The sequence below is a fragment of the Acinetobacter sp. ACIN00229 genome (assembly GCF_016106645.1).
Lineage (GTDB): Bacteria > Pseudomonadota > Gammaproteobacteria > Pseudomonadales > Moraxellaceae > Acinetobacter > Acinetobacter oleivorans.
In genome coordinates this window covers 1-21,477 of the sequence record NZ_JADWOM010000013.1, presented here as the reverse complement: position 1 = coordinate 21,477, position 21,477 = coordinate 1, and the positions used below count along the sequence as shown (strand labels likewise).

22 protein-coding genes are annotated in these 21,477 nt (G+C 36.3%); 14 read left to right on the top strand and 8 right to left on the bottom strand.

Features of this window, described 5'->3' with window-relative positions:
- Window positions 1-106: 106 nt before the first annotated feature.
- The 9 genes from pqqA to I7H67_RS12970 all read left to right on the top strand — a co-directional run bounded on the left by pqqA (window position 107) and on the right by I7H67_RS12970 (window position 6,448).
- On the top strand, window positions 107-181 hold the full coding sequence (gene pqqA / locus I7H67_RS13010) for a pyrroloquinoline quinone precursor peptide PqqA (RefSeq protein ID WP_001982218.1): 75 nt from the start codon (window positions 107-109) through the stop codon (window positions 179-181).
- Between the two features lie 76 nt (window positions 182-257).
- A complete protein-coding gene (gene pqqB, locus I7H67_RS13005) occupies window positions 258-1,169 on the top strand; it encodes a pyrroloquinoline quinone biosynthesis protein PqqB (RefSeq protein WP_198308027.1) in 912 nt (303 codons plus the stop codon).
- Between the two features lie 8 nt (window positions 1,170-1,177).
- Window positions 1,178-1,936 carry a pyrroloquinoline-quinone synthase PqqC gene (pqqC, locus tag I7H67_RS13000; protein WP_198308026.1) on the top strand — a complete coding sequence of 253 codons (759 nt, stop codon included), beginning with the start codon at window positions 1,178-1,180 and terminating at the stop codon, window positions 1,934-1,936.
- Window positions 1,933-2,217 (top strand): pyrroloquinoline quinone biosynthesis peptide chaperone PqqD, encoded by a 285-nt coding sequence (pqqD, locus tag I7H67_RS12995; protein ID WP_198308025.1) that lies wholly within the window; start codon window positions 1,933-1,935, stop codon window positions 2,215-2,217. The genes pqqC and pqqD overlap by 4 nt, the downstream gene beginning before the upstream one ends.
- The gene (gene pqqE, locus I7H67_RS12990) at window positions 2,214-3,368 is read left to right on the top strand and encodes a pyrroloquinoline quinone biosynthesis protein PqqE (RefSeq protein ID WP_198308024.1); all 1,155 of its coding nucleotides are present in this window, start codon (window positions 2,214-2,216) and stop codon (window positions 3,366-3,368) included. The genes pqqD and pqqE overlap by 4 nt, the downstream gene beginning before the upstream one ends.
- Window positions 3,369-3,383: 15 nt before the next feature.
- Window positions 3,384-4,433, top strand: a complete 1,050-nt coding sequence (locus I7H67_RS12985) for a dipeptidase (RefSeq protein ID WP_198308023.1) — start codon at window positions 3,384-3,386, stop codon at window positions 4,431-4,433.
- Between the two features lie 579 nt (window positions 4,434-5,012).
- Window positions 5,013-5,189, top strand: coding sequence for a hypothetical protein (locus I7H67_RS12980; RefSeq protein WP_004792403.1), 177 nt, complete (start codon window positions 5,013-5,015; stop codon window positions 5,187-5,189).
- Between the two features lie 234 nt (window positions 5,190-5,423).
- Window positions 5,424-5,660: a hypothetical protein gene (locus I7H67_RS12975; RefSeq protein ID WP_198308022.1), complete on the top strand. Its 237-nt coding sequence runs from the start codon at window positions 5,424-5,426 to the stop codon at window positions 5,658-5,660.
- A 200-nt stretch (window positions 5,661-5,860) separates the two neighbouring features.
- Window positions 5,861-6,448 (top strand): uracil-DNA glycosylase family protein, encoded by a 588-nt coding sequence (locus tag I7H67_RS12970; RefSeq protein ID WP_087088664.1) that lies wholly within the window; start codon window positions 5,861-5,863, stop codon window positions 6,446-6,448.
- Between the two features lie 16 nt (window positions 6,449-6,464).
- Here the strand turns inward: I7H67_RS12970 and I7H67_RS12965 are convergent, their stop codons facing one another.
- The gene (locus I7H67_RS12965; RefSeq protein WP_198308021.1) at window positions 6,465-8,030 is read right to left on the bottom strand and encodes a phospholipase D family protein; all 1,566 of its coding nucleotides are present in this window, start codon (window positions 8,028-8,030) and stop codon (window positions 6,465-6,467) included.
- Between the two features lie 223 nt (window positions 8,031-8,253).
- Here I7H67_RS12965 and I7H67_RS12960 point away from each other — a divergent pair, with 223 nt between their 5' ends.
- From I7H67_RS12960 to I7H67_RS12950, 3 genes are all read left to right on the top strand, one after another.
- On the top strand, window positions 8,254-8,688 hold the full coding sequence (locus I7H67_RS12960) for a GFA family protein (RefSeq protein ID WP_198308020.1): 435 nt from the start codon (window positions 8,254-8,256) through the stop codon (window positions 8,686-8,688).
- Window positions 8,689-8,880: 192 nt separating this feature from the next.
- The gene (locus I7H67_RS12955; protein WP_005305214.1) at window positions 8,881-9,336 is read left to right on the top strand and encodes a hypothetical protein; all 456 of its coding nucleotides are present in this window, start codon (window positions 8,881-8,883) and stop codon (window positions 9,334-9,336) included.
- 341 nt (window positions 9,337-9,677) lie between these two features.
- The gene (locus tag I7H67_RS12950) at window positions 9,678-9,983 is read left to right on the top strand and encodes a hypothetical protein (protein ID WP_198308019.1); all 306 of its coding nucleotides are present in this window, start codon (window positions 9,678-9,680) and stop codon (window positions 9,981-9,983) included.
- A 57-nt stretch (window positions 9,984-10,040) separates the two neighbouring features.
- On the opposite strand, the gene I7H67_RS12945 is transcribed toward I7H67_RS12950, so the two are convergent.
- Window positions 10,041-11,198 carry a catalase family protein gene (locus I7H67_RS12945; RefSeq protein WP_198308018.1) on the bottom strand — a complete coding sequence of 386 codons (1,158 nt, stop codon included), beginning with the start codon at window positions 11,196-11,198 and terminating at the stop codon, window positions 10,041-10,043.
- Between the two features lie 183 nt (window positions 11,199-11,381).
- Here I7H67_RS12945 and I7H67_RS12940 point away from each other — a divergent pair, with 183 nt between their 5' ends.
- Both I7H67_RS12940 and I7H67_RS12935 read left to right on the top strand, forming a co-directional pair.
- The gene (locus I7H67_RS12940; RefSeq protein ID WP_198308017.1) at window positions 11,382-13,253 is read left to right on the top strand and encodes a phage capsid protein; all 1,872 of its coding nucleotides are present in this window, start codon (window positions 11,382-11,384) and stop codon (window positions 13,251-13,253) included.
- A 229-nt stretch (window positions 13,254-13,482) separates the two neighbouring features.
- Window positions 13,483-14,592, top strand: a complete 1,110-nt coding sequence (locus I7H67_RS12935; protein ID WP_003651772.1) for an S-(hydroxymethyl)glutathione dehydrogenase/class III alcohol dehydrogenase — start codon at window positions 13,483-13,485, stop codon at window positions 14,590-14,592.
- Window positions 14,593-14,649: 57 nt separating this feature from the next.
- On the opposite strand, the gene I7H67_RS12930 is transcribed toward I7H67_RS12935, so the two are convergent.
- From I7H67_RS12930 to I7H67_RS12905, 6 genes are all read right to left on the bottom strand, one after another.
- Window positions 14,650-15,618 carry a DUF4882 family protein gene (locus I7H67_RS12930; RefSeq protein WP_198308016.1) on the bottom strand — a complete coding sequence of 323 codons (969 nt, stop codon included), beginning with the start codon at window positions 15,616-15,618 and terminating at the stop codon, window positions 14,650-14,652.
- A 112-nt stretch (window positions 15,619-15,730) separates the two neighbouring features.
- Window positions 15,731-16,741 carry a fimbrial protein gene (locus I7H67_RS12925; RefSeq protein WP_198308015.1) on the bottom strand — a complete coding sequence of 337 codons (1,011 nt, stop codon included), beginning with the start codon at window positions 16,739-16,741 and terminating at the stop codon, window positions 15,731-15,733.
- Complete coding sequence (locus I7H67_RS12920; protein WP_198308014.1) at window positions 16,738-19,296, bottom strand: fimbria/pilus outer membrane usher protein; 2,559 nt, start codon at window positions 19,294-19,296, stop codon at window positions 16,738-16,740. The genes I7H67_RS12925 and I7H67_RS12920 overlap by 4 nt, the downstream gene beginning before the upstream one ends.
- A gap of 58 nt (window positions 19,297-19,354) precedes the next feature.
- On the bottom strand, window positions 19,355-20,089 hold the full coding sequence (locus I7H67_RS12915; protein WP_004792379.1) for a molecular chaperone: 735 nt from the start codon (window positions 20,087-20,089) through the stop codon (window positions 19,355-19,357).
- Between the two features lie 87 nt (window positions 20,090-20,176).
- On the bottom strand, window positions 20,177-20,710 hold the full coding sequence (locus I7H67_RS12910; RefSeq protein WP_000731817.1) for a fimbrial protein: 534 nt from the start codon (window positions 20,708-20,710) through the stop codon (window positions 20,177-20,179).
- 494 nt (window positions 20,711-21,204) lie between these two features.
- Window positions 21,205-21,477, bottom strand: a 273-nt coding sequence (locus tag I7H67_RS12905; RefSeq protein WP_198308013.1) for a hypothetical protein, incomplete at its 5' end; no start/stop codon positions are given.

Sequence of the window (21,477 nt, the reverse complement as noted above, 5' to 3'; positions counted from 1 at the left end):
GTGGTCTACAAACCCAAATTTTTTATTTAGAATAAATTTTTAATGACCTTATAAGATTTAATCAAGTGATTCATTTCACAAGATTAATATGAACCGGAGATAATTTATGCAATGGACTAAACCAGCTTTTACTGATTTACGCATTGGTTTTGAAGTTACTATGTACTTTGAAGCACGTTAATTCAGTTTCATCCAAATATGTCATAAGCCCTAGTCTTGTTCTAGGGCTTATCTCTTTCTAATAAGATATTAATTTTATGTATATTTATGTTTTAGGTTCAGCTGCCGGAGGCGGGTTCCCGCAGTGGAATTGTAATTGCCCGAATTGTCATGGTATACGCACAGGTTCAATCCAAGCCAAAGCTCGTACTCAATCATCAATTGCTGTTTCTGAAAATGGAACAGACTGGGTTTTATTAAACGCATCACCTGATATCCGCCAGCAACTTTTCGAATTTAAAGCAGCTCAACCAGCGCGTAAATTGCGTGATACAGGAATAACAAGCGTTATTTTAATGGACAGTCAGTTAGACCATACGACTGGGCTTTTAACCTTACGTGAAGGTTGTCCAATGAATGTATGGTGTACAGAAATGGTCCACCAAGATTTAACAAGCGGCTTTCCAGTATTTAATATGCTCAAACACTGGAATAGTGGTCTTCAATACAATGAAATTAATCCTAAACAAGCTTTTAAAATTGATGGTTTCGAAAATTTAGAATTTTTGCCTTTAATTATTAAAAGTGCTGCGCCACCATATTCACCGCATCGGAATGACCCACATGATGGCGATAATATTGCTTTAATTATCAAAGATCATAAGACACAGAAGCAGTTATTCTATGCGCCGGGTCTTGGAAAAATTGATGATCAAATCATGCAGATTATGCAGAGTTCAGATTGCGTCATGATTGATGGTACGCTTTGGACAGATGATGAAATGCAACAAACAGGGGTTGGAACTAAAACTGGCCGTGAAATGGGGCATTTATATATTAGTGGCGAAGGTGGTTCACTGTCTTATTTAAACCAGCTGAGTACACCTAAAAAAGTGCTGATTCATATTAACAACACCAATCCAATTTTAAATGAAAACTCTAGCCAGTTTGCTGAACTTAAAGCAAATGGGGTAGAAGTTGCCTATGATGGCATGCAGATTGAACTCTAAGGTGAAACATGACTCAAACACCTGAAGCTTTAACCACAGAACAATTCAAACAAGCCATTATTGATAAAGGCCAGTATTATCATATCTATCATCCATTTCATGTGATGATGTATGAAGGTAAAGCCACCCAGCAACAAATTCAGGCTTGGGTTGCAAACCGATATTACTATCAAATTAATATTCCGCTTAAAGATGCGGCGATTATGGCAAATTGCCCCGACCAACGAGTCCGTCAAGAATGGATTCAACGCATGATCGATCAAGATGGTGAATATCCAGATGGCGGTGGTCGAGAAGCATGGCTACGCTTAGCCGAAGCTGTGGGCTTGAGTCGTGAACAAGTTATTTCTGAAGAACTGGTATTACCGGGTGTTCGCTTTGCAGTAGATGCTTATGTAAATTTCGCACGCCGTGCTTCATGGCGTGAAGCAGCCAGTAGTTCTTTAACTGAACTTTTTGCTCCACAAATTCATCAGTCGCGACTTGATTCATGGCCACAACACTACCCATGGATTGATGACAAAGGCTATGAATATTTCCGTTCTCGTTTAAGTCAGGCACGCCGCGATGTTGAACATGGTTTAACAATTACGCTTGATTCATTTACGACTCATAAACAACAAGAACGAATGCTTGAAATATTGCAGTTTAAACTAGATATTTTATGGAGCATTCTAGATGCTTTAACACTTGCACATGTTCACAATGAAGCGCCGTATCACACTGTGACAAGCAAACGAGTTTGGCACAAAGGACTATTTAAATGAATAAAGAGCAGTTTGATTTAAACCTTGTGCCGACATGGCGACAAGGTTACCGTTTTCAGTTCGAGCCAGCTCAAAATGGTTTTGTGATTTTATATCCTGAAGGCATGATCAAGTTAAATGAAAGTGCAGGAGCAATCGGGCAATATATTGATGGGCAGCAAAATGTTTCTGCAATTATTGCTCAGTTAAAGCTAAAATTTGGTGATATTGCTGAGATTGATCAAGATGTAGTGGATTACATGCTAGTCGCAAAGCAACAACACTGGATTGATTTAGTATGACAGAAGGTGTTGGCCTACCTTTATGGTTATTAGCGGAACTTACTTATCGTTGTCCGCTACAATGCCCATATTGCTCAAACCCCTTGGACTATGCTCAACATAAAAATGAGCTGACCACTCAAGAGTGGTTTGATGTTTTTGATCAAGCACGTCAGATGGGTGCTGTTCAACTCGGTTTCTCTGGCGGTGAACCTCTGGTACGTCAGGATTTAGAAGAGCTCGTTGCACATGCTCATCACCAAGGGTTTTATACCAACTTAATTACATCGGGTATGGGGCTTACCGAACAACGTATTGCTGATCTAAAACAAGCGGGTTTAGACCACATTCAAGTGAGCTTTCAAGCTAGCGATCCTGTGGTAAATGATGCCTTGGCAGGTTCAAAGCATGCTTTTGAACAAAAGTATGAAATGTGCCGACTGGTTAAGAAATACGATTATCCGATGGTGCTTAACTTTGTTATTCATCGACATAACATTGACCAGATTGAACAAATCATTGAACTTTGCCTAGAGCTGAATGCAGACACAGTTGAGCTAGCAATTTGTCAGTTTTATGGTTGGGCTTTTTTAAACCGCCAAGGTTTATTACCCACACAAGAGCAACTGACACGTGCAGAACGAATTACCAATGAATATCGAGAAAAATTAAAAGCGCAAAATCATCCTTGCAAACTCATTTTTGTAGTGCCTGATTATTATGAAGAACGGCCAAAAGCTTGTATGAATGGCTGGGGTAAAATCTTTTTTACAGTTGCTCCAGATGGTATGGCGCTACCTTGCCATGCAGCACGACAATTGCCGATTTCATTTCCAAACGTCCGTGAACATAAATTGTCAGATATCTGGTACAAGTCAACTGGATTTAATCATTTCCGTGGTGATACATGGATGCCTGAAGGCTGCCGCAGTTGCCCCGATAAAGATCGTGACTTTGGCGGATGTCGGTGTCAGGCCTATATGTTGACTGGAGATGCAGCTAATGCTGATCCTGTATGTGGAAAATCGCCATATCATCAAATGATTGAACAAGCACGTACAGAAAGTCAGTTGGCCGCACCACTGCAAAATTTAGTTTTCCGTAATAGTAGAAACTCTAAATCTTTAAGCGGCACACAAAATATTCCAGTCCACACAATTACAGACATATAGCAAGTAGGAATGCTCATGAAGCCTAGCCATATTTCAGTTTTTGATGGACATAATGATGCTTTAACACGCTTATGGCTAAGTGAACATCCAGATCCTGTACATGCTTTTATTCATGAACGCTTAGCGGGTCATCTGGACCTAAACCGCTGTCAACAAGCTGGTTTTATAGGAGGAATTTTTGCGATTTTTTTACCTCCGTATGGCTATGTTCAACAGCATCATCCTAATAAGCTATTTGATCAAAATGCTTTTGATTTTACCCAACAGCAAATTGAACAAATTTGCTTGGAACAACTCGATTTAGCACATCAACTCGCTCAGCATTCTAAAAATATTAAAATTTGCACATCAGTTCAAAATATTCAGGATTGCTTAGCAGAGCAAAAGCTAGCAATTGTATTGCATATGGAAGGTGCAGAGGCTTTACAACACAACCCTGATTTACTCGATGTATTTTATGAAAGAGGCTTGCGTAGTATTGGCCCACTTTGGAATAGACCGAGCCGCTTTGGACATGGTTTAAACGCTAAATTTCCTCATTCACCCGACACCGGAGCGGGTCTTACCAGCGATGGCAAAGACTTTATAAAACGCTGTGCCGATAAAAAGATGGTGATTGATGTTTCACACATGAATGAACAAGCTTTTTGGAATACGGTAGATATATTGCAGCAGCCAATTGTAGCAACGCACTCAAATGCGCATGCTTTATGTGCTCAAGCACGTAACTTAACTGACAAGCAGCTTAAAGCAATCCGAGAAAGTAAAGGTATGGTAGGTGTAAATTTTGATGTCGCGTTTTTACGGTCAGATGGACAGCGCAATGCTGATACACCCATCAATGTAATTTTAGAACATTTAGAATATTTAATGGATCATTTAGGCGAAGAACATGTGGGCTTTGGCTCTGATTTTGACGGTGCACTTATTGGTACTGAACTTGAAGATGTGACAGGGCTACATCGCTTAATTGAGCGTATGCAACAGCGTGGTTATTCTAAAACACTGATTGAAAATATATGTCTTAATAATTGGGTGAGGGTACTTGATAGAATTTTGGCTTAATAATGAATGACTAAACAGAGTTAATCTACAGAATCATAACAGTTTTTTTATTGGCCGAAATGACTAAAAAAAATACAAATAGTTTAATTGTCAACCATTCGGTATATTCACTACACTCAACCTTACTGAATGTAAGAACATTTGGTATTTCAGGTCTTTTGTGGTTTTCACATTACCCATTTCTTCATGAGAAGTAGAAATGGGTTTTTTCTTATCTGAAACAAATAAACGTGATATCCATCACAAGAACTACTAATTATTGGTATAACCACTCAACTCCATCTTGACTAAAACTTCAGCATTAAATACATTTGTAGTGTATTCAAAGATAATAAGATTGCTTAAAGCAATTCATAATACTGCTTAATCCTGAAATACAGTAAAAAGCCTATTCAAAATATAGAATAGGCTTTTTGCTTTGTATCAAAATTTATTTTTTAACTATTACACTATTCAATTAACATAAAAATTAAATACCTTACAAAAGCGGAGCAAATGAAAGCCGTTAAATAACAAATTATGTGCTATTAATTAAAGCTGATTTTTCAAAAGTTACTCCGTCAATCGAAGAGGTGCAAAATGTTAAAGTCAATTTTAGTGATAGGAACAGGTATTGCGATTGGGATGTGTGTTTACAAGAAGAAGCAAAAGAATAGTAAGAGTTTTAACACAGATCACGATAGCGACTCAGTGACCAGTAAAGACAGGGTCCAAAATCAAGATGACGGCTCAATTGATAACGCTGTACAAGTTTAAAATTAAATAAAAAGGGGTTCAAATCATGAACCCTTTAATTTTATTAAAACTCATAATTATTTTAAATAGCTTAACTTAAAGATAATATTTAAATTAAATAATTACTCAACTATTCATTTAATTATTACAAAAGTATGATTAAAACAAAAAAAACACTTTCATTATTAAAATTTACATATTGTATCAGTGGAGTCTTTATTATTAGCGATGCGGATAATAAAAAAGGAGACTAGAATGTCAAAGCGCCATATTTTAAAAGAAGTAAATGCCAAAAGTATGTGTGGTATGGAAATTGTAGTTGAACAAATTTATGAAAATATTTACCAAAAAAACTTTGTTCAAGCTGAACAAGAGCAAAGCTGGTTACCACTTTCTAAAATTGTGATTTCGGATAAAGTCATTAATTTAGATCCGGATAACAGTTTTGCTCATCCAAGAACAGGTAAGGTTTTTAAAGTCTTGAACTCTTAATAAGTTTGAGTTCACCAGCTCACTTATACGTTACAAATTATTGAGGTGATTTCTAAAGAGGTATCACCTTAATGTCTTTCAGTAAGAGCTGATTTTTCCAATTAACGCTTTAATTAAGAGAAATTGCATTTCATGACTCGTGATTAACTAAAAAATAGGGTAATTTGTTTATAAAGTTTTTAAGTAAACACTGATTTTTTATGATAATTGAGATAGAAACACATCCACTAGAACCATTTTTACCTGAAAATGCGCGTTTACTCATGTTGGGTAGCTTTCCACCACCGCGTAATAAATGGAAGATGGATTTTTACTATCCAAATTTCCAAAATGATATGTGGCGAATTTTTGGTTTAATCTTTTTCCAAGATAAAACTTACTTTTTAAGTGAAAACCAAAAAAATTTTAATGAAGAACGTATCCGAAATTTCTTAATTGAAACAGGTATTGCAATCTTTGACACGGCTTATCAAATTAAGCGGTTGAAGGGGAATGCCGCAGATAAATTTCTTGAAATCGTAACCCCAACAGATCTTACGGTTTTGCTTCAGCAGATTCCTCTATGTCAGACCATCATGACCACAGGTGATAAAGCAACTGATACCTTAATTTCAGTTTTACCCGAGAACACTGAAAAACCCCTTATAGGGACATCTACATCGACTTACTTTGCAGGAAGAGATATTAATTTATATCGTTTACCATCTTCTTCTCGAGCTTATCCTTTGGCACTAGAGAAAAAAGCTGAGGCTTATCAAAAATTCTTTAAAGAGATTGGAATCTTATAAGCCAATTTGAAGTCTCTTACATCATCCATTCAACTGGCAAATATGAAACGGCTTTAATCATTGTACGTTGGAAAAGGCTCGTATCTGGGTCTTTTTCATATTCAACAACTTGTCCATTCGACTGATAATCTAACCAAATAATTTTACCTTCACTGTTTAACTTAAGCTGATAAGCGACTTGAGGTAAATGCTGATCAAGCATGACCGAAATTTGAGCTTGTAATTGACTTGACTCAATAACAAGACCAACCTCAGTATTTAAGTAAGTCGAACGTGGATCAAAGTTAAAAGAACCAATAAATACTTTACCGTCCACATCAAAAAATTTGGCATGCAAGCTCGATTTATTTTTACCTTTTGCTGGAATCACACTTCCAGTTACCACTTCATACCATGTTCTACGTCTGCGTTCTAAAAATGGCTTAAACTCAAATAGTTCCACACCGCTTTTCAGCATTTCGACCCGATATTGACTATAAAAAGCATGCACAATTGCTACATCATTTGCAGCAAAAGAGTTCGTTAAAACCCTGACTTTAACACCTTGAACTTTTAACTGTTTTAAATAGTAAGAGCCTTGTTGTGTAGGAACAAAATAAGCTGAAGCCAATTCGATGTGCTGCTTTGGTTCACCCATAATGGCCATAACTTGCCCATAAAGCATTTCTTCTTTAGAGGCTATTCCTAAGATCTTTTTCGGTGAATCTGCAACAAAATATGCTTTTGACCATTGAATTGGATAATGCTCTAAAAGTTCTTTTAAATAAGTTTGAGCATCATAAAGCTTGTCTTCGGTTTGAGTATGATTTTCACTTTCATGAAGCAAATCATGATAATGCTGTCGTAACGATTGCAAGTGGTGGACAGCGCAAGTCCCGACCAGCTTGGTCGCATCTTGGCTTAACTCACTTTGCCAGAAATCATTAAAAACTGCTTGAGCATGCCGTACTGTATGCCCATAAAATAGAATATCTAGATCTGTAAACTGAAACTTACTGCTTGCATCAAAATATTCACTACTGATGTTACGACCGCCAGTTACAGCAATCACGCCATCTGCAATAATTAATTTATTATGCATACGATGGTTTACTTTCTTGAACCGGAAAATATAGTCCAAAATTCTTACATATCTGAATTTATATGGATTAAATAAACGAATTTCAAAGTTAGGATGGTGTAGAAGGCTTCTTAGAACACCATCAAGTTTTACTCCATTTTGATCGTCAATGAGTAACCGAACTTTTACACCACGATCTGCCGCCGTTAATAACTCGTGCAGCATTAGGTTCCCAACAAAATCATTTGTCCAAATATAGTATTGTAAATCGATTTTTTCTTTTGCATTTCTAATTAGATACATACGAGAAGCGATACTGATAAAAGCATCATCTAATGCAACAAAAGCAGTTAATCCTTGTTTAGTTTTTTCTGTAGCTTGTTCATCATTCAACCAATTAAAGCTATTTGTCACTGTATCATTCTCATCAGGGTCGTATGTAGCGCTATACGAAGGTGTATGTGTAAAGCCCCAGGCATTTAATGCCATACTACTGTAGTGCTGATAGAGTTGATTAATCATGTAAGCTTTTAAGTCGCATCCAAGATAAGCACATCACAGCATTTTTATATTCAATTTATATGTCAAAATTCATATTAAACGGTATAAATGCATTCTGCCAAGCCTCAACTCTAGCAATTCCTTATATTTATAGGTACTTCTAAGAGAGCCTATCCATTTAAACATATAAAGTTAAATTTAACCTTTTTAAGGCTAATGCTATATTTAATATTATTTTCGAAGGATGCTTGAGATGAGTCATGTAGGTTCTTGTCTATGCAGTGAAGTCAAATTTTCTGTCATTAACGAAATCAAGACGGTGTACCATTGCCACTGTAGTCTTTGTCGTAAACAAACTGGAACAGGCGCGAATGCAGCAACTTTAGTGAGTCAGGATAAATTTGAATGGCTCTCAGGTTTTGAGCTTATCCATACTTATAAAAAAGAAACAGGCTTCACATCTTCATTTTGTAGTAAATGTGGATCGCCTGTACCTAATTTGGTAGGAACTACTCATTTTATGTGGATTCCATTAGGTCTATTAGATAAAGACATTCAGGTCCTAAAGAAGCTTAATTTTTGTATAGTTTCAAAGACAAACTGGGCAAATACCGTAATTGCAGATCAATCTTATAATCAGCTTCCAACTTTAGATGAGCTAAAAATATTTTTTGATTAGAATAAATTTTTATCTAAAAACGAGACTCAGTTTGCATTAAGTTTAATTTTTTCGGATGGTTATGCTTGCAGGTTTCACAAAAACACACTAATTACAATTGGCAGCACAACAATTACATTAGAAAACATGATATCTATCATACTTCCTTAAAGGGCTGAGTGAGTAGCCTGACAATAAAAGGGAGAAAATAAAATGCCACAATATTTAATCATTGCTGAGAATGTGTATAAAAAAATTGAGGACAAAAATTTATTTTCTGAAAGCTCAGCAGAGAACTTAAATCAGTTGGTTAGTGTAATCCGCAAAGAAATTAAAGGAACCAAGTTTAAACTTAAATATAATTTTATAGATTTTGAAGAGTGCTTAACCAAGCCACTAGAAGAGTGCGCGATTAAGTTGGATATGAGCCTCATGCCCAACCATAAAAATAAAGATGAATATATACTTTGGCTCGCGGGTTTTATCGAAAGAATTACAACGGGAGGAGAGGCCAAGCTTCCACCAATCTCGAAATTTATTCCTCCAGACTTTAAGTTTAACTATGACGAACCTCCTAAAGTGTCATCATCGACAAGTGATGATGGGGAGATGATTATTAATTACTTCAAATCAGATGCCTTTACTAAAATTATAAAAGAAGAAAAATAAGTTCAAAAAATATAGAAGTGATCGTCCACTACACTTCTATATGTCGCTGTAAATTCAGCAACCGCCTTCTGGGGCGGTTTTTTAATGGTGTTTTTAAATATATTGAGCCTATTTAGTATAAATTTTAAAGCCGAGTGTTTTAGTCGATATTAATACCTACTAATTTAATCAGAATAAAAAGTTAAAAAGAAATCACATTTTTAAGCAATATATTGTTATTATCGGCATAACTGATCAATTGAAATTAAAAATACAGAAACAATTTAATAAAAATTAAAAACTTATTTTTATAACTTTGAAATTATACTTATATTTTATAAATAATTAATAAGGAGATAGAAATGCCAAAATACTTACTATTAGCAGAAAAAATTAATAAAAATATTAAATATAAATACTCTAGCAATCATTTTAAAAACTTAAATAATCTCATCTTAGAAATCAAAAAAGCCATTGCAGGTACAGAATTAAAATTTTTATATAACTTTGTGAATTTCGAGGGTGCAGTTGTTAGCTTTAAAAATGAACTACCTATTACATTAGATATGAGTTTGATTCCAAAGCATAAAAGTGAAGATGATTTTGTTTTATGGTTAGCAGATTTTATTGATCGTATTACTATAGATACAAGCAAAGGAATTGACTAAAGGTAGTTAGCTTAGGCAAAACCATTTCAAATTATCAAACCATGAGGGATAAAATATTTAAGGTTCCTGTCTAGGGGCTGAATTCATATCATGTCGAACTCTGCTTATATTTTCATAAATGACCTTACGCATTCTGTTTACTGCACCTAATGGCTTATGTTCAGGTAAAGCATGCCACGGCGTAAAAGAAAGATTTTCACAGAACTGGTTTTGTTCAGGTGTATCAAAGTTTTGCTTTGGAATGTGAATAGTTGCTACTTGATAAAAGGGAGCTGCTTTTTCATCCCATTCTGTCATTGCATCTTCTACTAGCATTTTCCTTGAAGTTCTCGGCTGAATAAGGAACTCCATACAAGCATCATTATTATGCAAAGTATTTTTTAAAGCTTCTCTTAAAAAATCATGACTAGGGTTTTTAGGTAGATTATTTGGTGTTACAGAACAAGCACGTACTGAATATTTGACTGCTTGTCGATCTTTGCCTCGTCCTAACTGATAGGGAACCATAGACCAATAACGTGCATAGAGTGGGTTTGCAATTTGTGAGTTACGTGCTCCCAGTGCATTCATGGTTCCTTTAAAACCTAAGGCAAAAGGAATATGAAGTTTTCTGATCATATTATGACTATTCACATCATTCATAAAAGAAAGATATCTTTTTGCATCATTGGCAAAAAAGACAGGGTGATTAATCATAATAAAATCTTGAGTGGTCGCTTGTTTTTCACTTTCTAAAATTTTGTCTCCAGAAACACCTAAAAGTTTTATGGCTATGCCTCGCGCATCTTTGTCAATGTCGGCACTCGTGGCGTCATTAGATGCATTCGAAAAACGAATCCATGCTTGATAACTTTGATCTGGGATAAAAACCCCTTTAGCAAACTGAGCAGGTATATTTTTTGAGACATGGAACTCGGCTCGCACACAACCATGCGCTTTTGGATGTGCATCACGCAAAGCATTTCCTGCCGTGTATTGTTCACGAATTGACTTTTCAATGACTTGAGCTATGTTTTGAGCTAGCACTTCCTCATTAGGTTGTAACTTTTCTCCTAAAAATGAATCGATCTTCGGATAAATAACATTTTCCGAAGAAGTCTTTACTGGTGTGGTTCTTTGAGAATATAAAGTGTCACTACAACCTGTTAGCGCAAAAACAAGAGGAGTAAATACAAACAATATCCTAAAATGAGTAGGCTGCATAAAATTTGACATTTATTATCTCCTCGGTGCAAAAATATTTTAGGATAATGTTAAGTTTAATTGTTTAACTATATTTTGAGCTTTATAAAAAATATTAACTGTAAATAATTTAAACGTCATTGTTACTTATCTGAACAATAAAATAAAAATTATTATTTAATATAAAATCTCTTAATACATTAAGAGAATGTAGACATGATAACTAACTCACAAAATGTACAAAATAATTCTAATTCATCACCACATCCAATCACTCAAAATACACTTATTGATCGGTTTAGTCCTATCTATTGGAGAATAGACGGTCCGCAAACGATGTCTTTTGCTATTACGAATTATGGAAATGGTTTCGAAGCATCTTTTAAAGCCCGAATGGCAAATGATCTAGTAGGAATTAGTTGGGATTCTAGTGATACTAAAGATCATAAATTTTTAGCGTACCAAACCAAATATAGTTATGCAGGGGTGGTTTGGGACTTCGATATTGAGTTATCTGCCACGATGCCAGTGCTTAACAATCCAAGTTTAACGCCCACTTTAACGGTGTACTATAATGAAAATGGTGTAGATAAAGTTGCCTATGTTGTCTTATTTAACTATGCAAATAATCCTTCATCGCGAACGGCACATATTCATATTAACTGGGATACAGTAAAAGCTGGCTTTTCTGCTACAGATAGCTTCCCTGTAACTAACATTCAACGGATTTCATTTTCAGGTTTCACGAGCCATTATAATAGCCAATCAGCCATACCTTTAAGCCAGCCTGAAGATGGCTACATTCGTCTGACCAATTCAGTCGTAACTGGTACAAATGCGAAGTTAAATTTGAGCCGTGTGGTTGTCCCTCAACACAATTATGGTATCTGTACGAGCTATGACGACCACTATGATTTAAACCCTCAGCGCTTGGTCAACAATATGGTGACTTTGGGATATAAGGGTTTGGTTAACCACTATTGTGGAATGTCACATTATCCTGAAATGACATGGAAAAGTGATATTAATAAATGGCAAATACCGGATACATTGGTAACAGGTGACGCGGTCGTTAACTCATGTACGCGTAAATGGCATGAGAAATATGCGCAGGCGTTACATAGCGCCAGTCTGCAACCCATCTTTGGGGTAAGTTTTGAAATGTATTCCTTGGGGGCCAATGAATATTGGGCACAGCGTGACTGGAACAGTAATTTGGGTAAAACAGGCTACCAACCACCAAGCTATTTTTTTAGTTTAAGTCATCAGAATGCTTTGGCATATCTACGTAAAGTCTTTATTGAATTTGCAGATGCAATGGTAGTAGGGGGATGTGATGTAAACATGCAGATTGGGGAACCTTGGTGGTGGTATAACACCGATACGAATCTACCTTGTGTATATGACTATCCAACAAAACTAGCCTTTAATGCAGATACAGGTTTATATGCACCAGATTTGGGAACAATCTATGAAGCAATGAATAAAACAGGAACGCCATATGATGAGTTTAAAACATGGCTCAGAAATAAATTAGGTCAAACCTGCCAAGACATTCGCACGGTCATTAAAGCGAAATACTCCGCTGCCAAAGTTAGCCCCCTTATTTTCTTTCCTTCTATTCAATCTCCGATTCAGACTTTAGCCACTTATATTAACTATCCAAGCCAACATTATTCATATCCTAATTTTGATTACATGATGACAGAAGCTTATGACTGGCTATTGGAAGCTCGTTTAGACTTAGCACATCAGGCAGTTTCACAAATACCAATACAAGGACTAGGCTATCCTGCCAATAAAGTCATCTATCTATCCGGATTCGTTCCTGATGCATCTATTGCCTATATTTATGGATTTGATAAAACCAAGCCATATCGAACGCCTATCTGGCAAAGAATTTTTGGTGATATGAAAAACAATGTTTCTTTAGGTTTGATGAAGCAATTTATTTGGGCCTATCCACAGGTTATGTTTGATTCAATTACGATCGATACAACTCAAGCTCCAAATGGCTTCTTTGTTGAAAACACGCTGTATTCGCCAATTAGCGATAACACACCATATCCACCAGATATTTACCTCTAAGTAAACATAACCCTTTTATAAGATAAGTGATTTGATAAGAAACCTCTTCAAGTAAGAGGTTTTCTTATTTTTGAAACTGAAGCTTGCTTAGAGGTACATGACTGGCTATGCTGTGATGGATTGTCATGAAAGCCAATTTTAATTTAAGCAAAATTAAGCTCTTGTATTAGCGTTACATAATCTATTTTGCTCGACTATAAATACCGAATGATTTAAAGGAAACCCAAAGATGAAATCTCGTGCAGCTGTCGCCTTTGCCCCAGGAAAACCTTTAGAGATTGTTGAAGTTGATGTTGCACCACCTCAAGCAGGTGAAGTTTTAATAAAAATTACCCATACAGGGGTATGTCATACCGATGCTTTTACATTATCTGGCGATGATCCAGAAGGTGTTTTTCCTGCCATTTTAGGTCATGAAGGTGCAGGTGTTGTGGTTGAGGTCGGTGAGGGCGTAACAAGCGTTCAACCCGGTGATCACGTGATTCCACTTTATACAGCTGAATGTAAAGAATGCTTATTTTGTAAATCTGGAAAAACCAACTTGTGTGTTGCAGTACGTGCTACTCAAGGTAAAGGTGTAATGCCAGATGGAACCACACGTTTTTCTTATAATGGCGAACCGATTTACCATTACATGGGTTGTTCAACATTTAGTGAATATACGGTAGTTGCAGAAGTATCTTTAGCTAAAATCAATCCTGAAGCGAATCACGAACAAGTTTGTTTACTTGGATGTGGCGTAACTACGGGTATTGGCGCGGTGCATAACACAGCAAAAGTACAAGAAGGTGATTCTGTAGCTGTATTTGGCTTAGGTGGTATTGGTTTGGCTGTTGTACAAGGTGCACGTCAAGCGAAAGCTGGGCAAATTATTGTGGTAGATACAAACCCAGATAAATTTGAACTTGCTAAGCAATTTGGCGCTACAGATTTCTTAAATCCTAAAGATTACGATAAACCTATTCAGCAAGTTATTGTAGAAATGACAGGCTGGGGTGTTGACCACTCATTTGAATGTATTGGTAACGTCAATGTTATGCGCTCGGCTCTAGAGTGTGCACATCGTGGGTGGGGACAATCAGTCATTATTGGTGTTGCTGGTGCAGGTCAAGAAATTTCGACTCGTCCATTCCAGCTTGTTACTGGCCGTAAATGGTTAGGTACTGCTTTTGGTGGGGTAAAAGGCCGCTCACAACTTCCAAAAATGGTCGAAGATGCCATGAAAGGTGAAATTCAACTTGAACCTTTTGTAACACATACCATGCCTTTACAAGACATTAATACTGCTTTTGATTTAATGCACGAAGGCAAATCAATCCGTACAGTCATTCATTTCTAAATGAAATAAAAAAAGGGCTGTGATTCAGCCCTTTTTTACGACTTATAGTTTTATATCTTAAATAGCATTACCGCACATGTCAGTTGTACCCTGAGGATAGCTAAATTGTAGCGCATTACGGTCAGTAATGAGTTCATTAGAAAACTCTTTCCCAAATAATTGTTGAGAATAAATTGATATACCACTTAAAACAGAAAAACTTATATTTTCAAGTGGAGCAGGTAATGTAGTTTTATAACCTTGATCAACCCCATTTATAATAAAGCCAACTTGCTTAGTATTCTGATTAATATAAATACCTAAACGTTGGTATTCCTTTGTATTATTTGTCATATTCTGACTTTTGATGTAAGGATTATCAGGTCCGCTATTATCACTAAGTCGGTAATCTACAGAATAGCTTAATCTAGGGGGATTCTCACCAAAATCTGGATCATAAGTCCCCATATCAAACCAATAGTTGGATCTAACTGTGTAACCATTATTTGTTACACCCATAAAACCAATATTAGAAATATAAGAAGAGTTACCAAATGATGAGTTGCCAAGAGCTGATGTTGGCACTTTAAGCTCCATTTCTAATGCGATAATACCTGTGTGAGGTATCGTTAAATCACCAATATCGTTAGTAGAATTAAGACTAGCTTTACTTCTAGCTATATAATCTACGTAACCATACTCACTTTCTAACCTAGGCTCCACTGTAAAAACAAATTTTTGACCATTTATCGATGGGAATATTTTTTTAGGAAAATCAGGGTATTCATTATTCCAAAGTTCATAATCTTCTTGAGTCGAGTCAAAATTATATTTGCAGACTGGAGCAGAAGAATTAAGTGAGTTAGTTTGGGCCAAGAGCATTTGAGGTGCTAATTTTTCATTTTTTACAGATGATGAAAAGTTTTTAGATGCTACTTTTTGGCTAGATTCATCACGCGGTCTGATACTCGTATTATCAGAAGATACTTCATACATTGCCCAACATAATGTAATTGCACTAACAGCAACTATACCTATTTTTTTCATAAATATTCCTATTAAGTTAAGTATTAAATTTTTAGAAAGTAGCGATGAAGTAAAATTTATTATTAATATTTAAATATTTGAAATTATTAAGTTTATAAACTATTGAATATGATTAATCATATTCAATAGTTACAGTAGCCATTGCACGTACTTTACCAGCAGTCACATTTGCTGCTGTTTGATAGTAGCGAGCAGTCATTGGTACGTTATATTGAAGTGTCTGGTTAGAAGACAATGTACCTAGGGCTAATTTATCGCCTTTTTTGATGACCTGATTCTTATTTTGATAATTCCACAATAATTGTACACCCACACCATTGGCTTTTTCAGATGCAGCAGCTGTATTAGTTAAAACCTGATTGTTTGTGCCGTCTTGTGTAAAGTCATAAGTTAAACTAATGAGGTTTTTCTCTTCATAACCTGTTGGGTTAATACCACCATTACAAAGAATGTTCATATCAAAAGTTTGTTCGCCTTGAGTAGAACCAACGCCTTTGAATCCAGCCTTTGTAACTGTAGGAAGCTGTACTACCTTGTTAATATTCCCTTGAATTTCACATGAAGAGGATGCAATGGTAATCGCATTAGCATTAACAGTACTTGTTAAGAATGGTTGATTTGGAAAACCGCGGACATAATAGCTACTATATCTACCCGGTACTAACGTTCCAGAGCCAGTTTGTGGAGCAATTTTAATAATTTCCACCACAAAATAACCAGATCCTAAATAACGAGTACCAGATATTCCACCACGTACATAAGGATAATAGCCCGAGAAATTCGTATTATTGTCTGCTTCACGATAGAGGCGAATACCAATACCCGGAATGTTCGTGGTATAGATGCTATTACCTAAAGAACTTAAAGGGTAAGATTGGGTTAATTCAGCAATTACTGTATCGTAATTATCGCATAGGCGCGCTTCAGTGGAAGTACGGTTAATAGGAAAAGTCGCTTTTCTTAAAACTGCCCCGACTTGGTCACTAGGGCGTACAACAACACGCCCTACAGACATAAGGACATCATTTGCCTCATAATTATATATACGACATGCAGCATTAGCCTCACCATACACACCAAGGCCAGCCGTAAATAAGAAACTTGTTAATAATATTCTTTTCATTTGCAGACAGCCTCAGTCATTACCATGCTTTGTTGCTTATTTTGCAACTGATTACTAATGTTGTACTCAACTGAACAACGTTCATTACTTTCGTCACCCCATTTCACATAGAGACGATCTTGAGCAAGTGGAGTACGTAAGTAAATCATACTACCTTGTGCAACAATACCGACAGCTTCATCTTTCTGATTAAATACTTGAGCTGCAAACGGTAAACTGTTGCCATCAGCAGTTTTACTATTAATGTAAACTGCATAACCAGTTTTAGTCGCAAAATCTACTTTAGCAATTGCACCAGCAAAAGGTGCAATACGTTGACTTGTTTCTTCAAGTTCTACTTCGCTCGACATTTCTTGTGGGTCAAGGGTAATGTCATTAAGACGGTACGGAGTAACATAAGGAACTACCGCATAACCCGCTTTATTCACGCTCAAACCAACAGCATTATTAACTTTTGCTCCGGCAGCTTCTGGCGCATGCACAAGTACCATCGTTTGGCCTTGTTCAGGTCCAAATAAAATACCTTCTGAGTGTGCAACCACACTACCAGTTAAGCTAACCATTGCTTGTTGGTAAGAATCAGCCACACTATAGGAACCACCAACAGTTGTATAGTTAGTACGATAACGACCATTTACGTTAAATGATGGATTCGCATAATCCTGATGCGACATTGAAGCGCCGTAACTAAAGCGATCCCCAACCATTCCACTTGCACCAACAGTACGACTGTCTTCAGAAGCAGTAACGTTGACGTTAACTGAATTCTTTTTGAAATCAATCGGGAACGATAATGTCATTAAATATTCAGTATCGTGTGTTTGATTCGTTGAGCCATATTCAACTTTACGGTTAATTGCAGATAAACCATAAGTTAAGCCATGGAAATTATTACTATAACCAAGCTGATATTGCTTAGTACTTTCGCTACGGTTCCAATAGTCAACCCACGAACCTACTACATAGAAGTTACCCCAACCTTCAGGTAAACCTTGGTTCAAGGTAATTTGGAATTCGCTACGTTGGCGACCAGCAGAGTAGGTATTAATACCTTTTTCTTCAAAATCACGAATAAGTAGAGCATCACGTAATTTGTAGAAGTTTTCTGTTGAGTAACGATAAGCTGCTAGTGTTAAGTTTGTGTTAGTCGGAGTAATTAGTTTGCTATAACTTAAACGGAAACTTTGCCCCGATTGTGAAGACTGTTTTTCAAACTCAGCTTCAGAATGTGTAACATCAAGTGCAATCGCACCAATTGGCGTAGCAAAAGCAGCACCTAACAATACAGCGGCATAATTTTCAGTTGCTTGTATGCCCGTATAACCTGTCAGGTAGTTGTTAATACCTTGCTGGTATTTACCTTGAACTACCCAAGGATCGAGATCAATATCCTGATCGCGGAACTGACCTACAGTTAATGAATAACGATTCATGCCAGGACGTAGCATCTGCACAACAGATGCGTAAGGCACAGCAAACTTTTGTATCTCACCATTTGCTTCAATAACAGTAACTTCAATCTCGCCACCAAAACCAGTAGGGTAAAGGTCATTAATTTCAAAGTTACCTGGTGCTACCGTTGTTTGATAAATAAGTTGACCTTGTTGACGAACTTCAATTTTTGCATTGGTTTTGGCATTACCACGAATACGCGGAGCATAACCAAGCATACTATTTGGTAACATACGATCATCACTTGAGAAATCGATACCACGATAACCATATGAGTCAAATATTTCGCCGTTTGTAAAGCTATCACCTAAGGTTAAAACACCACGGTATTTAGGAAATGCGCGCTGTAAGTAAGTACTTGTTTCTTCGTAACTTGATTTAGATTGATTTTCGGCAGGGGTGTCTTGCCATTGCCATTGACCATTATGACGTAATTGCCAACCGCCTAAATTTAGTCCAGCAGTTACGCCCATAAACGCGTTTGTTGTTTCGCTTTGGTCATTAGACTGAGTAAATGTTTTGTAAGCACTGCCGTTATAAGATAAAAAGGCAGCATTAATCCCTCGATCCCATAGACTTGGGTCGACATAGCCTTGCGCATTTTTTTGCAAAGCAACTTGTGGAATCGAGATATCTACACGTAAGCGAGAGTTATCAAACTCATAAAATGCATTTTCAACCCACTCTTCAATTTTGTAACAACTACTATTTTCTTTTTGAAGAGAAGCGTGTTGCGCTAAAATCTCTTGTTTTACACCATATTCAGCAAGAGTATTTCCTGTAAAGCAGGTTACAGCATTTTTATTCGATTCTAATGCTTTAAAGAACATACGACGTTTGCCAAACCATTGGCCATTTACATAAACGTCAACATTATATTCGCCTGGTAAAACAGGGTTACCGTATTTAAAACGAGAAATATCAACTTTTTGAGCATCGCCAATTAAAAAAGCAGAATCAAATTCAGCTTCTACAGGAGCACTCGCGACTGTTTCTTCAGCGTGCACGAATACAGGCATTGTCATTGTGACAACACCAGAAGCCAAGTAGTAACAAATATGGCGTTTTAATAATTTATAAGATTCTTGCCTTTTTTTTGGCATAACTAAGTCCGCCTACTCACATAATAGGTGCTTAAATTTATTAAAAAGATAAATCTGATTACTGAAGTTTTATTTGGTGTTCGACTCGACCACCATAGTCATTGACATTCATAAAACTCATATCTTGAAGATTGCCATTCTTAAGCTGAACAGACTCTTCAGAAAAAGGTTTAATCATTAAACCTTGAGGTAATAAATCAACTTTTTTATCACCTGCCTTTTGGTAAACAGAAGTCATCGTGATATGAAAAGGAGTTGGGTTTTTTACCGTTAAGTTTTGACCAGATTTAACCCATTGAAGCTTATCAGCTGCTAAATTCGCATCGTCTTTAATCGAAGCTGGTCGATAAAAGAATTTAATACGTGAGCGAATTGCTAATTGCAGGAAATTATCAGGCGTCGTATTTTCAGTTTTTGAAGTTGGTCTTGGAGGAATATCCAAAACGTTTAACCACAAAACTGTTTCTTGCTTCTGATTTAGCTGAGAAGCTGTTGGCAGAGCAGTAATACGAAGGGTCTGACTTTTTGTAGCCTCAACACGAGAAATAGGTGGAGCAATCATAAAAGGTACTTTTGATTGGTCCGGAGTGCTTTTTGAGTCGCCTTCATCAAGCCATGCTTGAACAAGTGCTGGTTTTGAACCGTTATTACTAACTTGTAGTGTAACTTCGCGAGCATCCGAAGGATAAATCACACGAGTGCCATGAATTACAATTTCTGCTTGAGTAGCAGGTGCAACAACTGCTGAAGCAAATGCCAGACCTAACAAAAAATTATAACTGTTCAATTTCATTTTTCGAGTTCTCAACCAACAAAGATTCGGGAAAGCGTCACAAAAAGAGGGTTTCCATGTAAACATAGAAACCCTCTCATCCATCAATTATTGATAGATAATAGTGTATTGAACAGAAGTGTTTACTTTACCAGCAGTAGAAGCGCCGGTTGCATAGTATTCAGCATAGTAGTTAAGGTCTGCGCTACCAGCTGCAGCTACGTCAACCCATTGAGAGTTAGCTTGAGCACCATTTGCACCAGCAGCAAGAACTGGGATGAAGTTGTTGTTGCTACCTAAAAGTTGAACGTTAACGTTTTTAGCACCAGTAGCGTCTTTGTTAAGTAAACGACCAGTATTAAAATCAACGTTAGCACCTGGTTCGAAGTAAGTAGCTACTTTACCTTCAGAACAGTTAGCTAATTTAATTTGGAAAGGAGTACGACCAGCAACATCCCCAGCAACAGCTAAAGTTTGCTTAGAAACAGTTGGAAGAGTAACTGTGAAGTCTTTACCAGCTGGAGTAACGATGTCACAAGTTTTGTCTGTAACTAAACCATTAATTGTAATTGTACCATCAGCAGCTTGAGCATTCGCAATCCCTACAACCGAAAGAGCAGCGATCAAAGCAAGTTTTTTCATAGTGTTTTCTCAAAAGTCTGGATAAAAGTTTATTTCCTTACTTTTCCAGTGTTTGACATCTTGAAAAGTAATGCGGCGATATTAACACTTCTTAAACAAAATGCAAACTAGATCACATTATTTTTTCATAATAAAAATTAAATCACACTAAAAATAAATGCTTAATGACTGCCTTTTACAGGCTATATAGCTGTTTATAAATAATTTTTGTTTTTTCTAAAAAAGAAGAGATACAGAGATAAGCAAGTTACATAAGAACACTATGTAAATAAAAAAGAATTGAACAAATTATGTGAAAAATAAGCTTAAATTCTTACAATACAATTATATAGAATAATTTATGCATATGTATATAGAAAAAACATACAAATAGTCATTTTTATGAAAAAAGAGCGACTCATCATTTAATTCATCAAAATGTGCGATGAATTCGACAAATCACTCTTAAATCATACTTATTGTAGGAGTAGCCTCAAAAGCTACGCTTTATTAAGTTAGTGATAGTTGATAACCACCACTTTGCGGTTAGAACCTATACTTTCAATGCTAGTGTCCATTTTCTCAGTATGTTGAGCTAAATTAGAAAGACTATTTTTATTTAAATATTCACTATCAAGCTTAATATTTAAATTGTTTACCTCAACACATTCTATCTCGCTATGTTGTGTTGAGCATGTATCTTCAACAATATTTCCTCTTATCATTATTGTGTTATTTGCATAACAAAATAATGGGGAAGTGGAAAGCACCATCAGAATAAGAAGTTT

Excerpts from the sequence above, each read along its gene's own strand:
- I7H67_RS12920 (WP_198308014.1), bottom strand. The coding sequence starts at position 19,296 with ATGCCAAAAAAAAGGCAAGAATCTTATAAATTATTAAAACGCCATATT.
- I7H67_RS12925 (WP_198308015.1), bottom strand. The coding sequence starts at position 16,741 with ATGAAAAGAATATTATTAACAAGTTTCTTATTTACGGCTGGCCTTGGT.
- I7H67_RS12910 (WP_000731817.1), bottom strand. The coding sequence starts at position 20,710 with ATGAAAAAACTTGCTTTGATCGCTGCTCTTTCGGTTGTAGGGATTGCG.
- pqqC (WP_198308026.1), top strand. The coding sequence starts at position 1,178 with ATGACTCAAACACCTGAAGCTTTAACCACAGAACAATTCAAACAAGCC.
- pqqD (WP_198308025.1), top strand. The coding sequence starts at position 1,933 with ATGAATAAAGAGCAGTTTGATTTAAACCTTGTGCCGACATGGCGACAA.
- I7H67_RS12985 (WP_198308023.1), top strand. The coding sequence starts at position 3,384 with ATGAAGCCTAGCCATATTTCAGTTTTTGATGGACATAATGATGCTTTA.
- pqqE (WP_198308024.1), top strand. The coding sequence starts at position 2,214 with ATGACAGAAGGTGTTGGCCTACCTTTATGGTTATTAGCGGAACTTACT.
- I7H67_RS12945 (WP_198308018.1), bottom strand. The coding sequence starts at position 11,198 with ATGTCAAATTTTATGCAGCCTACTCATTTTAGGATATTGTTTGTATTT.
- I7H67_RS12975 (WP_198308022.1), top strand. The coding sequence starts at position 5,424 with ATGTCAAAGCGCCATATTTTAAAAGAAGTAAATGCCAAAAGTATGTGT.
- I7H67_RS12970 (WP_087088664.1), top strand. The coding sequence starts at position 5,861 with ATGATAATTGAGATAGAAACACATCCACTAGAACCATTTTTACCTGAA.
- I7H67_RS12935 (WP_003651772.1), top strand. The coding sequence starts at position 13,483 with ATGAAATCTCGTGCAGCTGTCGCCTTTGCCCCAGGAAAACCTTTAGAG.
- I7H67_RS12955 (WP_005305214.1), top strand. The coding sequence starts at position 8,881 with ATGCCACAATATTTAATCATTGCTGAGAATGTGTATAAAAAAATTGAG.
- I7H67_RS12960 (WP_198308020.1), top strand. The coding sequence starts at position 8,254 with ATGCTTGAGATGAGTCATGTAGGTTCTTGTCTATGCAGTGAAGTCAAA.
- I7H67_RS12940 (WP_198308017.1), top strand. The coding sequence starts at position 11,382 with ATGATAACTAACTCACAAAATGTACAAAATAATTCTAATTCATCACCA.
- I7H67_RS12915 (WP_004792379.1), bottom strand. The coding sequence starts at position 20,089 with ATGAAATTGAACAGTTATAATTTTTTGTTAGGTCTGGCATTTGCTTCA.
- pqqB (WP_198308027.1), top strand. The coding sequence starts at position 258 with ATGTATATTTATGTTTTAGGTTCAGCTGCCGGAGGCGGGTTCCCGCAG.
- I7H67_RS12980 (WP_004792403.1), top strand. The coding sequence starts at position 5,013 with ATGTTAAAGTCAATTTTAGTGATAGGAACAGGTATTGCGATTGGGATG.
- I7H67_RS12965 (WP_198308021.1), bottom strand. The coding sequence starts at position 8,030 with ATGATTAATCAACTCTATCAGCACTACAGTAGTATGGCATTAAATGCC.
- I7H67_RS12930 (WP_198308016.1), bottom strand. The coding sequence starts at position 15,618 with ATGAAAAAAATAGGTATAGTTGCTGTTAGTGCAATTACATTATGTTGG.
- I7H67_RS12950 (WP_198308019.1), top strand. The coding sequence starts at position 9,678 with ATGCCAAAATACTTACTATTAGCAGAAAAAATTAATAAAAATATTAAA.